This is a genomic window from Pseudomonas sp. LBUM1679 (assembly GCF_059695565.1).
This window is the reverse complement of record NZ_CP166774.1, coordinates 2,226,623-2,238,650: the sequence shown is the minus strand read 5'-3', so window position 1 is coordinate 2,238,650 and position 12,028 is coordinate 2,226,623. Positions and strand designations below refer to the sequence as shown.

The 12,028-nt window shown below is 60.3% G+C and carries 9 protein-coding genes; 1 reads left to right on the top strand and 8 read right to left on the bottom strand.

What is annotated here, in order from left to right; all coding sequences use genetic code 11:
• Positions 1-19 precede the first annotated feature (19 nt).
• From ACA062_RS10395 to ACA062_RS10385, 3 genes are all read right to left on the bottom strand, one after another.
• Positions 20-1,183, bottom strand: a complete 1,164-nt coding sequence (locus ACA062_RS10395) for a thiolase C-terminal domain-containing protein (protein ID WP_497456277.1) — start codon at positions 1,181-1,183, stop codon at positions 20-22.
• 220 nt (positions 1,184-1,403) lie between these two features.
• Positions 1,404-4,070 carry a helix-turn-helix transcriptional regulator gene (locus ACA062_RS10390; protein ID WP_497456276.1) on the bottom strand — a complete coding sequence of 889 codons (2,667 nt, stop codon included), beginning with the start codon at positions 4,068-4,070 and terminating at the stop codon, positions 1,404-1,406.
• Positions 4,071-4,127: 57 nt separating this feature from the next.
• On the bottom strand, positions 4,128-5,765 hold the full coding sequence (locus ACA062_RS10385) for a 3-(methylthio)propionyl-CoA ligase (protein ID WP_497456275.1): 1,638 nt from the start codon (positions 5,763-5,765) through the stop codon (positions 4,128-4,130).
• 128 nt (positions 5,766-5,893) lie between these two features.
• Between ACA062_RS10385 and ACA062_RS10380 the strand changes: the two genes are divergently transcribed.
• On the top strand, positions 5,894-6,970 hold the full coding sequence (locus ACA062_RS10380; RefSeq protein WP_497456274.1) for an AraC family transcriptional regulator: 1,077 nt from the start codon (positions 5,894-5,896) through the stop codon (positions 6,968-6,970).
• A gap of 224 nt (positions 6,971-7,194) precedes the next feature.
• Here the strand turns inward: ACA062_RS10380 and ACA062_RS10375 are convergent, their stop codons facing one another.
• The 5 genes from ACA062_RS10375 to ACA062_RS10355 all read right to left on the bottom strand — a co-directional run bounded on the left by ACA062_RS10375 (position 7,195) and on the right by ACA062_RS10355 (position 12,007).
• Positions 7,195-7,866, bottom strand: a complete 672-nt coding sequence (locus ACA062_RS10375) for a glutathione S-transferase family protein (protein ID WP_497456273.1) — start codon at positions 7,864-7,866, stop codon at positions 7,195-7,197.
• Positions 7,867-8,029: 163 nt separating this feature from the next.
• Positions 8,030-9,448 (bottom strand): DUF1254 domain-containing protein, encoded by a 1,419-nt coding sequence (locus ACA062_RS10370; RefSeq protein WP_497456272.1) that lies wholly within the window; start codon positions 9,446-9,448, stop codon positions 8,030-8,032.
• 72 nt (positions 9,449-9,520) lie between these two features.
• On the bottom strand, positions 9,521-10,447 hold the full coding sequence (locus tag ACA062_RS10365; protein WP_497456271.1) for an MOSC domain-containing protein: 927 nt from the start codon (positions 10,445-10,447) through the stop codon (positions 9,521-9,523).
• Positions 10,448-10,576: 129 nt separating this feature from the next.
• Entirely contained in the window at positions 10,577-11,410 is an 834-nt protein-coding gene (locus ACA062_RS10360; RefSeq protein ID WP_497456270.1) for an SDR family NAD(P)-dependent oxidoreductase, read from the bottom strand.
• A gap of 120 nt (positions 11,411-11,530) precedes the next feature.
• Positions 11,531-12,007, bottom strand: coding sequence for a 2,4'-dihydroxyacetophenone dioxygenase family protein (locus ACA062_RS10355; protein ID WP_497456269.1), 477 nt, complete (start codon positions 12,005-12,007; stop codon positions 11,531-11,533).
• Positions 12,008-12,028: the final 21 nt, after the last annotated feature.

The window sequence follows — 12,028 nt, the reverse complement described above, 5'->3', positions numbered from 1 at the left end:
AATTCTCAGGGCTCTTTCCTTAGGTCCGCTGCAGAATGGTTACTGATACTGCTCGGCCAAGCGCCGCGCTGTGCTGGAGGGCCGTCCGGGCACCGGTGATCTGCCTGGCCTGGGCCGCACCACGCAGCTGCCACACCAGTTCGCAGATCTGCGCCAGCCCTGTTGCACCGGGTGCATGTCCACGACCCAGCAGGCCTCCCGAGGGGCAGATAGCAACCTGCCCGCCCCATGATCTGCAGGTGTGCCGGACGAAACTGTCGATCCCTTCTTCCTGACACAATCCCAGTGCCGCGCTGTACACCATGAAGTCGCCGACGCTCTGGTCGTGCAACTCCACCACTTCGATGTCTTCGACCCCGACTCCGGCCATTTCGTAGGCCTGCTGCGCAACGCGGCGGGTTGCGGCCCGCCCCAGTACATCGAGCACACAACTGGACTCTTGCTCGGAGGCGGTATCGCTGCCGCGCACACTGGCGAGCACTGCGACACCACCCCGGGCGCCATAACGCGCCAGGAACGTCGGAGTACAAAGCAGCACCGCCGCCGCGCCGTGAGCGGGTGGGCTGAGGTAGGGGGCAAGCCAGCCATCGCGGTCTGAACAACGGTGCAGCACCGCATAGGGATTAAGCCTGGCCTGCGCCCGAGCGTGGTTGATCACCCGCTCGAAGCTGCTTTCCTCAATTGCCATCCGGGTCAACAGCCAACTGGTCTGGGCGGCGAACAGCGCGGCCGGATGCTGACGGCGGGCGAGAAATGCCAGTGGATCGTTGCGACCTCCCAGGCTGTCCCACTCATCGTCTGGGCATTCGTCCAAGCCGAAAAAGGCCCGGTTGGAAATACTCGTCGGCATGCATTCGAAGCCAAGCGCCAAAGCGCATTCGGCCTCGCCCGAAAGCACGCTGTTGCGGGCAAGCTGGAACGCGCTGCTGCCCGAGGCACAGCCATCGCTAGTGGTGAAGAGCGGAATACCGGTGAGGCCGATCTGCGCCAACACCTGCTCGGCACTACCGGCCTCGCCCTGTACGCAAGAGGCGAACACCTGGTCGATCAGATCGAAGTCAATACGCGCATCATCAAGCGCCGACCGGATCGCCCGGCCAGCCAGCGAAGCGACGCCATCGCGAGCGCTCAGCGGAACGAACGGGGCCATGCCCACCCCCGCAATCAGCACTCTTTCACTCATAGCCCCTGCTCCTGGATAGCCGCCATGCGTCGGCAAATCTTTTTGTAATTGGTTTATCGAGCATCGCTACACAGGACCGGCGAATTCGGTCAGGAGTGCACACTCGGCTTGGTACTCAGACTATGACGTCGCTGCAAATCAGCCACCCCCAACGTCAGGGGGGGAGTGAATTCGGGGGGGGGAGGTGGAAGGACGGCCAGGATACAGCGCGGATCCGGCCTCAGCCGGCTGGGTGAAGGATACCCAGCATGTAGGCGCGATCGACGACATGCCGGCGCGTGCCGGCCTGGAATTTTCCGAAGAGGTTTTTCAAGTGCCACTTCACCGTTTCTTCGCCGACATTCAGCGCCAGGGCTATCTTCTTGTTCGACAGGTTGCGTGCCAGCAACTGCAACACTTCACGCTCCTTGGGCGTCAACAGGCTGCTGGGAGAAACGTTCGAGATCGGTTCCGGGCGCGGAACCGGAGGTGGCTGGTGCATGGCCGGCGTAACCGGTCGGACATTTTCCCGCTGAAGATCTTGCGCCCACTTGAGCAGATCCGGATGGGTGTCTTGCACGACTCGCTGCAGATCGTATTCCTCGGCCAGGCTGATGGCCTCCAGAAGGCAGGGAAGCCCGTCTCCACCCGACTCCCTGAGCGCCAGGGCCTTGAGCAACTTGACCTGAACGATTTCGCGGCCACGCCGCAGGCACTCGACTGTTTCGCCAACCATCGCCAGGACGTCCAACATTTTCGACCAGTCGCGCTGCACCAGTGCGACATAGGCGTTCGCCAGCCCGGCCACCATGCTCAACTCCGGTCCGAGCAACCCATGTTGTTCGCGGGCAACGTCGGGCATTCTTTCATCCAGGCGACGCCATAGCGCCTGGCAGGTTTCGGCCCGGCCTTGCAGGGCGTTGAGGCGAATCTGCTCACCCAGAGCGACCATGCAGAAACGCGCAATGTCACGCTCCTCGCCGAGGGCGCAGAGTGCCTGCAACAAGTCATATCCACGGTGTGCCTGGCCCTGCAACATGGCCAGGCGTGCGGCGGTGAGAAAGCCCATGACGATCGCATCCGGTGAGGCCAGCCGCTCGACCACATCCAGGCGGTTGGCCAACACCGTCGTCGCTTCCTGGATCAGTCCACGCTCGAACAGCACTGCAGCCAGACCGCTGGCCAGCATCACCGCCACCGGACTGCGCCGACCGATGTCCTGTTCAGCCCGCAACAGGCTGTCTCGCAGCGAAGTTTCGGCCGGTAACATGCGCCCCTCGCTAAGGTAGCTCATGCCCACCACCCATTCGCCAAATCCGCGAATCGCATCGAGGCCGGGGCTCCAGGCATAGTGCGGCGCCCGCTGGAAGATCCGTCGGGCCTTCTCCGGCTGGCCCTGGAACAGCGTCAGCCGGGCGATCTGGTTGGCGACAATGGCTTGCAGTTTGATCGAGCCAGACGGTGGCGCGTCCACCCAAGGGGTGATGAGTGCCAGCGACTCATCCGGCCGGTCGGCAAAATAAGCCGCGGCGCTGGCTATTGCCGCCGCTTCGCAACGAGTGGCTTCATCGGCGAGCGGGTCCTGCTGGATGCCGGCGATCAACCTCGCCGCCTCGACATGCCGCTCGCTCATTGCCAGCGACCAGGCGGCCGCCAGGTACATGCGCGGACGGGATTCCACTTCTTGCGGGGGAAGCTCTTCGATCCATTCCATCACCCGGCTGAATTGCCCCCGCAACATGATCTCGTACAGGCACTGTTCGATCATCGCGTAGGCCTCGGTGGCACGCCCGGCCAACCGGTATTGCCGAGCCGCCTCTTCGAAGAACGACTGTTCTTCGAGCCAGCTCGCCGACCGCTCATGGAGCGCCTGACGCTGCGTCAGTGGCAGTACGGCAAAACGCCCGAGCAGAAACTCCCTGGCCAACGGATGAATACGCACCCAGTCACTATCGACACTTTCGACGAAAATCGGCGTCGAGATGCACAACTCATGCAGCAGTTCAGCTGCCCGCTCATTGCCGGTCAAGGCAACGCAGAGCGAGGGATGAACCATCTCCAACAGGGCAATGCAGGTGAGAAATTCGACCTGCTCGACAGATAGTCGGGCAACCAGGCTATCGACGAAATATCGCTGGATATCACCCGAGCAGGCCGACAGTTCCTCAATAGCCGCTACCAGGCTAGGGCTCTTCTCTATCGCGGAAATCGCCAGTTGCAACCCCAGTGGCCAGCCTTCGGTGATTTCGTGCAGGCGCACGCAAAGGTCCGGATCGATACGTGCGGCAAAGCGGCTGCTGAGTATCGCCACGGTTTCTTCGACGCGAAAACGCAATGCCGTGACCGTTATCGTGGCGTACAACCCGCGCGCCAGCAGGTCGGCCACATGCAGGCTCAAGCGTCGGCGCGAGGCCATGATGATGCGCAGGTTGGCCGGGGCGTTGTGCAGCAGATAAGTCAGGGAATGGCGAACGGTCGCCGCCGGCAATGTGTCGGCTTCGTCGAGAATCAACACGGTTTCGCTGCCCAGGTCGGCCACCTCTGCCAACCAGTCCGTCAGCCCCTCCAGCTCATCGCGACCATGACCGGGCATACGCTCCAGAGCGCCGGCGAAGGACTGTCGACCAGTGCCTATGGCCATGGCCGCGGCCAGCCCCTGGGCAAAGCGGACGCCATCGTCATGGCTATCCAGCGTCAACCAGCCGACCACCGCCCCACGCGACAGGAACTCCCGGCGCCACTGGGCCAGCAGGTAAGTCTTGCCGAACCCCGCCGGGCCATGGATAGCGATCGCCACCTTGTCCACCAGTTCGGGGGCGTCAATGCGCAGGCGCTCGCGCAATTGCGTCATTTTCTGGCTTCGCGGCGGAGTGGTCTTGAGGACCAGTTCGGGCTCTATGCGATCCATGTTGGAGTTGCCTCTCGACAGAGTGCTGCACTGCGTGAAAGAGACGGAACGTGATGGCTAGCGACATGCTAGACGATAGTCCTGAAACTGTTCGCGCAACTTCATTTTTTGCAGCTTGCCGGTCGCCGTGTGTGGTAGCGCGTCAACGAAGGCCACATCGTCTGGCAACCACCATTTGGCTACACGGGACTCCAGGAAACCCAACAGATCTTCCTTGCTGGCTATCTTACCGGCTTTCAGGACGACGATCAGCAGCGGTCGTTCCTGCCACTTGGGATGGGGAATTCCGATCACGGCGGCCTCCGCCACCGCGGGATGACTCACCGCGGCGTTTTCCAGGTCGATCGAGGAGATCCACTCGCCACCGGACTTGATGACATCCTTGGCCCGGTCAGTGATCTGCATGTAATTATCCGGGTCGATAGTGGCGATATCCCCGGTATCGAACCAGCCTGAGTCATCGAGGATCGGCCCACCCTCCCCCCGATAATACTGACTGGCAATCCACGGTCCCTTTACCAGCAGGTGTCCAGAGGCCTTGCCGTCACGAGGCAGCTCGGCGCCCGCGGCATCGACGATCTTCATCGATACCCCGAACAACGACCGTCCCTGCTTGGCTTGCAAATCCAGGCGCTCATCCAGTGTGGCATAGCGGTGCTTAGGCAGCAGGTTGCAGACGGTACCCAGCGGCGACATCTCGGTCATGCCCCAGGCGTGCAGGACCCGGGCGTCGAATCGGTTTTCGAAAGTCTCGACCTGAGCCCGCGGCGCCGCCGCCCCGCCAATCACTACTCGGTTCAGCTGGAGATCCACCGCCGGGTCCAGTTCATGGGCCTCGACGTATTGCTGCAAGGACATCCAAACCGTGGGTACGCCAAGGGCCAGAGTCACAGCTTCGTCACGCATCAGTTGATAAAGACTCTCGCCATCGAGCGAAGCCCCCGGCAGAACCAGACGCGCCCCGCTCATCGCCGCCGCATAGGGCATGCCCCAGGCATTGACGTGGAACATCGGCACTACCAACAGCGCTGAATCCGCCGATGACAAAGCGAAACCGTCCTGGGTACACAACGCCAGGGAGTGCAGGATCGAAGAGCGGTGCGAGAACAGCACACCTTTCGGATTTCCGGTGGTACCCGAGGTGTAGCACAGCGACGAAGCGGCCCGTTCATCGATAACCGGCCAGATGAACTCGTCGCTCTGGTCCTCAATCAGTTCCTCGTAACACAACAGGTTGGGCACCTCTATGGCCGGCATCCGGCTGCGATCAGTCAGGGCGATGAAGGCTTTGACGGTCTTCATCTGCGGGGCCAGTTGCTCGACCAGCGCGGCGAACGACAGGTCGAAGAACAGGTACTGGTCCTCGGCGTGGTTGGCAATGAACTCGATCTGTTCAGGGAACAATCGCGGGTTGATGGTATGCAGGACTGCACCCATGCCCGATACGCCAAAGTACAACTCCATGTGACGGTAGCCGTTCCAGGCCAGCGTAGCAATCCGGTCGCCGGGTTGCACATCCAGGGCAGTCAGGGCATTGGCCAGCTGTTTGGCGCGGCGGCCGATATCGGCATAGCTGCAGTGATGCATCGGCCCTTCGACGGTGCGCGAGGCGATCTGGCCCTGTGGATGCGCTTTGAGCGCATGTTCCAGAACCGATGAAATAAGCAGCGGGTGATCCTGCATTAAGCCAAGCATGGTTTTGTCTCCGTTCAGAATTATTGTTTTTGGATCGTGGTATTCTGCGCAGGCTCCGGGGATTTATTTGACATTACGTGCCAATTATTTGATATTTTATGCCAATCACGCTTGGCAGCAGGTTGCCCATGACGACCCACAGTATCCGCAGCATCGTCCTGTATGGCGCTCGCGAGTTGATCGCCGACTTGCACGGCGATCCCTGGCGGATCGCCCATGCGGCGGCGATCCCGGTCCAGGCCCTGGAGCAACTGGAAATCCTGCTACCCGCCAGAAGTGTTGTGCAATTCCTCGATCTGGCGGCCAGGGAAACCGGCCGGGAAGACTTTGGCCTGCTACTGGCACAGAGACAAAGCATGGGCGTGCTGGGCGGGGTTCTGTTCGACCTGGTCAGTGAAGCGACTTCCCTGGGCGACTGGCTTGAGCGACTGTCGCGCTACTTCCATCTGCTGTCCTCCGGTGCTGTTGTGCAGTTGGAACAGCACGAGCTAGGGGTCACGCTGCAGTACGAGATCACCGCCGCAGGCGAACTGGACGACACTCAGGTTCTGCACTTGGGCTTGGCCCTGATCACCCGCAAGTTGCGTAGCGACCTTTACCCCCAATGGTCGCCCGAGCGCGTGATGTTCCGCTGTCGGGAACCGCATAGCCGCGCTTCCTACGTGCGGATGTTTGGACAAAACGTGTTTTTCAATCAAGAGTGCAACGGCCTGCTGATCAGCCGGCAAGTGCTGGAACAGCCGCTGAGCGCAGAACAGCCTTCCTCCAGGCCGGCGCTGCTCGGTTATCTGCGGGAAAACCAGCAGCGCCGCAACAAAAGCCCGGTGCTGGCCACCGAAGACTCGGTGCGCAAGCTCCTGGCCAGTAACGGTGCACCTCTGGAAGCGGTCGCGCTTAACCAGCTGCAGAGCCGGCGAACCTTGCAGCGCAAGCTGGCCGGCAGTGGCACCACCTTCCAGGCCATCAAGACCCAGACCAAACTCGACCTGGCCTGTAAGTACCTGCGCCAGACCGATCTGAAACTCTCGCAAATCGCCGAGGTCCTGGGTTTTTCCAGCCTGAGCGCGTTCAGCCGCTTCTTCCACACGGCAAAGGGCTGCGCGCCCAAGGTCTATCGGGCACAGGTCACCGCTTCAGTGGAAGGGCTGGCGCACACGGCCGCGTTGGTCGAGCAGATGGATCATGAGTCAGGCATAGGGGGGTGACGACAATGAACAGGCCCATGCACACGGTGGAATCGGCGCTGCTGGCCGCTGATACCATGGTCAGCCCGATTACCAGGAAGGCGGATAAGGTTGTGTGATGGTCTATCGAATGGATCAGGTAAAGGCGCAACGCCCCCCCCCCCCGCAGGTAGCCTCCCGCGGTGCCTTCGGTGGAGCCGGATGGCAAATGGCAGCAGCTCGCTGATACGACTCCGATTCTCTTTCTATTTGTTGCCCACAAGTGGGGAATGAATGAGGGGAACGTTCTGCTCTTTGGCAGTTCGGTATTGCACCGCCAGCGCTTTGCCGAAACTGTCCCGTTGTTGCAACATCTGCCAATAATTTCGTACCGATTGCGGGAACTGCTCCTCCATACCAATGAATTCAGCCAGCATGAGCGCGTATCCAACAGAGATGTCTGCAGCAGTGAACCGCTCTTGGCAAAGATAGGTGCGACCCGCGAGGCCTGATTCAATACCCCTCAGCCTCCCGAGAAACCAGCGTCTGTAGTCCTCCACCACCTGAGGATTGCGACGCGAAGGCTCTTCGAAGCGAGCGTAGCGAAGGATGAGAGTCTGAGGAAAGGTGAGCGTCGCTTCACCGAAGTGCAACCAATTCAGGTAGATGCCGAAATCGGACTCCTCCGATGCAACATCCAGGTTCGAAGTTCCGGAGCGCCTGGCGAGAAATTCGCAAATGGCGGATGACTCGGTCATTAGCAAATGACCGTCGATCATTACAGGTACGGTCCCCAGCGGATTGATCTCCAGGAATTGCCGCGCATGTGCTCGTGGAGGGAAAGGCAACATTCTCAATTCATACGCAATTCCTGACTCTTCAAGCATCCACAGAGGCCGAAATGAACGCGCACTCATGCAGTGGTACAGAATGATCATCTTAAGGCAGCCTCGCTGATGAGATAGCGGATTCCGGCACCATTCTTCGACAAGTCCTGGCGGCCAAGCGAAATCGAATGGGTTCGATGAGGGCACACTTCGACCTGCTGACACAGGGTCGCAGTAGCCGGGGCGACAGCGCCGACTCCCGCAATGCTGGTTTCTAGTTCAAACGGTTGACCGGTGGCGGTGCCCAGCCACCGTCGAGTGCCACTGGCTTTGGCCAGTAGAGGCGCAGATTCATGGTGAAGCCTCCGCTAGCCGGAGCCGGTAGCCAGTTGGCGAGCTTGTCGGCGTCTGGTGCCTCTCGCTGAATGTAGAGATCGAGCGAACCATCTGCGTTGAATTTCAGTGCGTCGCGATCACCTAGGGCGAAGCGATTGATCGGGTTGGCAGTAAAGAGCTGGCGCTCGTCGTACATCGACAGCGACCAGAAGGCACGTATCGGCGGCAACTGCTCCTTGTCGAAATGCATCATGTACTTCGCCGCGCTGTCGAAAGGTTTGCCGTCGGCATCGTTAAACGCCGTCGGATAGATGTTGTCCTCAACAAGGTTCGCGCCAAGTCCGAATTGGGCCATGGTTGCGCGGCGGGTGTAGTCCGCGCCGTAGGTGCCGACAGGCGATGAGACCATGATCCAGCCGTTGCTGAGATTGCCGAGATGGTGCGCTGCCATGGCCATTTTCTTCCGCGCGTTTCCCGGTGCGGCTTGCAATGCCGCCTGCACTTCGGGCGCCAACTTTGTGAAGTCGAACGCTTGGTCCGGGGCGATGCCCAGGCGTGCCAGACGCTCAAGCTGCGGGTAGTCGTTGGCATGCGGCTGATTGTTTTGCAGCAGTTGGGTGAACAGGGTGAAGAAGCGCACCGCATCCATCTTATAGACTTGGTCGTGCGGGGAGCTCATGTCCTGCTCGGGCCGGTATTTTCCAGCGGGCGCGACATAGTCGGGCTTGCCCCAGGCAGACAAGGGAATCGCCTTGATGCCGGCCTGAAACTTGTGCACCGCTGCATAATCGGCGACACCTTTGGTCAGGGTACGGCCGCCCATCCGGCCGATGACCGTTGGCGAGCGATAGGCGGTGACGCCGGCCGGTAATGTGCCCTTCCAGTCGGGACCGACTATGGCGAGAGTCTGCGCGCCGTTTCCGGTCGTGCGGGTGCCGGCCGAGCTGAACACATCGGTCCACAGGTCGAGCATTGGCAGTAGGTAGTACCGCCCGCCCGAATCCGGCACGGTGATCAGCAACGGCTCGCGGCTGACGTCGTACCAAAGCACGGAATACAGCGTGTCGGCGTTGGGGCGAATGGACGTGGTGGAGCTGGCGTCGGGAAAGCTGTCCAGGTGCGCAAACTGGTTCATCGGCGCCAACTTTCCGGTTGGTTTATCCGCGTTGGTCGACACTTGACGGGTCACTTCCATCAGCATCATCGGATAGGCGTAAATATAGGCCTCGGTGGCAATCTCATTCGCCTCCTCGGCGTTGGTTAATGCAGTCGCAGCCGCTGTTGTCGGCAGTGCAGCCAAGCCCACGGTCACGATGAACAAACGGGCGAACCATAAAGCCAAGTCAGATATGTGCATGTAAAACCCTTCGTACAATGTGGTTCAGGATAATTTCGCGCGGCGTCGACGATGGGCGGTGCCACGGAGGTCTCAAAGCAACTCCACCACATCACCTACGGCGACCTGACTGGACTTTGTGGCGTGGGCGTAAATGCCGAGATTCTGCCCCGCATCACGTACGATGCTGCGCAGCACTGTCGAGTCCTTGGGCAGATCATTCTGGGCGTGAGCCGTCATCCCGCAGCGCAAGGTGGGGATTGCGCACGTCAAGGACAGCCCGCCCAGCCGCAAGGTCCGCCCTTCCCATCCCGCTTCGACCAAGCCTTCAATGTCACCCTCGGTTTCGATCAGGAAGTTCGGGCGGAAACGCCGTGCATCCCAAGCCGCCGAAGGATTAAGCCGCTTCATCGCGGCGAGCGACGAGGTGGTGAGCAGATGGAGGGGCGCCAGGTCGAAGTAGGTGCCTGGCGGCGAGGTAAACTCGAACAGCTCGGACGGAATGCTGGCGTAATCCAACAGTGGCTCACCCGGCTCTCGGCTGAGCAGTTCCCGCGTCATGGTTTCAAAGCTGGTGTAGGGCAATAGCTTTTCCAGCAGCGGCCGTAGCAGCCGGTTACGGCTCAGCAAGCCAATAAAGGCGGCTCCCGCTTGCCCACGGCGGTAATGGGCTTTATCGCTGGCGGGCTGCAGCGGCCACAATGAAACGGCGCGTCCCAGCAGCGCTGATAATCGGGCATTGACCTGCGGGTCATCGCTGCCAATGTGGGTACCGTCCGGCAGGCGGATGTCAACGTGTGGAATCTGCCCGTTGACCGGTTGTTCGCGATAACGCGACGCATGCTGCAAGAGTGTGGGCAGGTTCTTTGCGCCGCGAATCTCACCCGCGACATCGTCACGCAAAGCCCAGCCCCGGTCACCAGGTATCCCCATGTTGCCTACGGTGCAACTCATAAGCTTTTCACCGCCCATTGATTTCACCGGGTAGCGCCAAATCTCACGGACTCTGCCTACGATCATGTCTATATCTCTACAGTGGGAAAAACAGGAAGCCGCAGGACGCTAGAGCCAGGACTCCTCTGCTCAACGACGGTCAATCCAGATCGGTTTGACCTTGCTGGACATCGGGTGGCCGGGGGGAAGCAACGATCAGAGGTAACCGATTTTTCGCGCGTCGCTCAACATCACCCGACGCATCAGGCCCAGGGACAGGCGCTTGAGGTGGAATATCAACTTGGCGAACGGCCCGACCAGCAACAGGTCCTGACCTTTCTGCACGGCGCGGACCATGCCTTCGGCGACCAGTTCCGGTTCACAGCCCTTGGCCTGGTAGTACGCATGCAAACGCTTGAGCTGTGCTTCGCTGACCGATGGCGAAATGTTGCTTCGCGCTTGCGTGATCGGGGTATTGATGACCCCGGGACAAACAGTGGTCACGCCGATATCGGTATCGGCCAATTCCATCTTCAGTACTTCACTGAAACCAAACACCGCATGTTTCGATGCGGCATAGGCCGCCATCGTTGGCGAGGGGTATATGCCGGCCACCGAGGCCACGTTTAGCACATGGCGCGTGCCCCCGGCCTTGATCATGTGTGGGATGAAGTGATAGCAGCCATGCACCACGCCCATCACATTGATATCCATCACCCGTTGCCAATGGGCCAGATCACTCTGCAGGAACTGGCCAAGGTAGCCGATTCCGGCGTTGTTGATCAGTACATCGAGCGGCCCCAGCGTGGTGTGAATGTGCTCAGCGAAGGCTTGCATTTCGCTCTCGCTCGATACATCGAGCTTGTAAGTCATGCAGGCTGCGCCCAAAGCTTCGACTTCAGTTTTGGTACCTTTCAGCGCATCCGAGTTGATGTCGGTAGCGATGATATGGGCGCCACGGCGGGCGAACGCCAGAGCCGCCTCCCTACCGATGCCGGAGGCGGCACCGGTGATCAGGACTTTCTTGTTCTTCAGATTGGGTATGGCCATGTCGGTTTTCCAGCGGGAATGTGGGCGTCTGCAATCAGCAATGCTCGATCAGCTCAAGGTTGCTTAAATGGCTGTCAGACAGGTGGCGGCCCCTTGAAGGGGGCTGATCGCCGCGGTAAGTCAGACCGAGAAACTGGTGATGTCCTTGGCTTCGATGTCATTGGCTTCGCAGAAGGCGCGGTAGCGCTCCACGCTCGATTTCCAGTTCTCGATGGCGCAGATGTTGTCGTTCTCGTCGTAATACAGCAGGTCACCCTGGGTGATATTCAGGGTGATGATTTCATCGCCGTACTCCTCTAGCGCGATCGGGGTATGGCTTGTGCCGGCAGTCTCGAACACCACGCCGCCTTGCCTAGATATCCAGTCGTGTTCCAGGTATTTCCAGCCACCCTTGACGGTGTAAACAATCACGGTGCCGGTATGGTAGTGCCTGGGTAGCGTGGTGCCGGCCGGCGCCTTCAGCAGGGTGATGGTCTCGCCACGAACCGGGTCGCACTTGATGTACTTGATGAAGACTTCATCGCTGTAGGGCGCGAAAGGAACCCAAGGCAGGTCTTCGTCATTGATGGCCGCGGTATCGATGCTTTCGTACAACATGGTGGTGCTCCTATGGACTGC

Excerpts from the sequence above, each read along its gene's own strand:
- ACA062_RS10395 (WP_497456277.1), bottom strand. The coding sequence starts at position 1,183 with ATGAGTGAAAGAGTGCTGATTGCGGGGGTGGGCATGGCCCCGTTCGTT.
- ACA062_RS10390 (WP_497456276.1), bottom strand. The coding sequence starts at position 4,070 with ATGGATCGCATAGAGCCCGAACTGGTCCTCAAGACCACTCCGCCGCGA.
- ACA062_RS10385 (WP_497456275.1), bottom strand. The coding sequence starts at position 5,765 with ATGCTTGGCTTAATGCAGGATCACCCGCTGCTTATTTCATCGGTTCTG.
- ACA062_RS10380 (WP_497456274.1), top strand. The coding sequence starts at position 5,894 with ATGACGACCCACAGTATCCGCAGCATCGTCCTGTATGGCGCTCGCGAG.
- ACA062_RS10375 (WP_497456273.1), bottom strand. The coding sequence starts at position 7,866 with ATGATCATTCTGTACCACTGCATGAGTGCGCGTTCATTTCGGCCTCTG.
- ACA062_RS10370 (WP_497456272.1), bottom strand. The coding sequence starts at position 9,448 with ATGCACATATCTGACTTGGCTTTATGGTTCGCCCGTTTGTTCATCGTG.
- ACA062_RS10365 (WP_497456271.1), bottom strand. The coding sequence starts at position 10,447 with ATGATCGTAGGCAGAGTCCGTGAGATTTGGCGCTACCCGGTGAAATCA.
- ACA062_RS10360 (WP_497456270.1), bottom strand. The coding sequence starts at position 11,410 with ATGGCCATACCCAATCTGAAGAACAAGAAAGTCCTGATCACCGGTGCC.
- ACA062_RS10355 (WP_497456269.1), bottom strand. The coding sequence starts at position 12,007 with ATGTTGTACGAAAGCATCGATACCGCGGCCATCAATGACGAAGACCTG.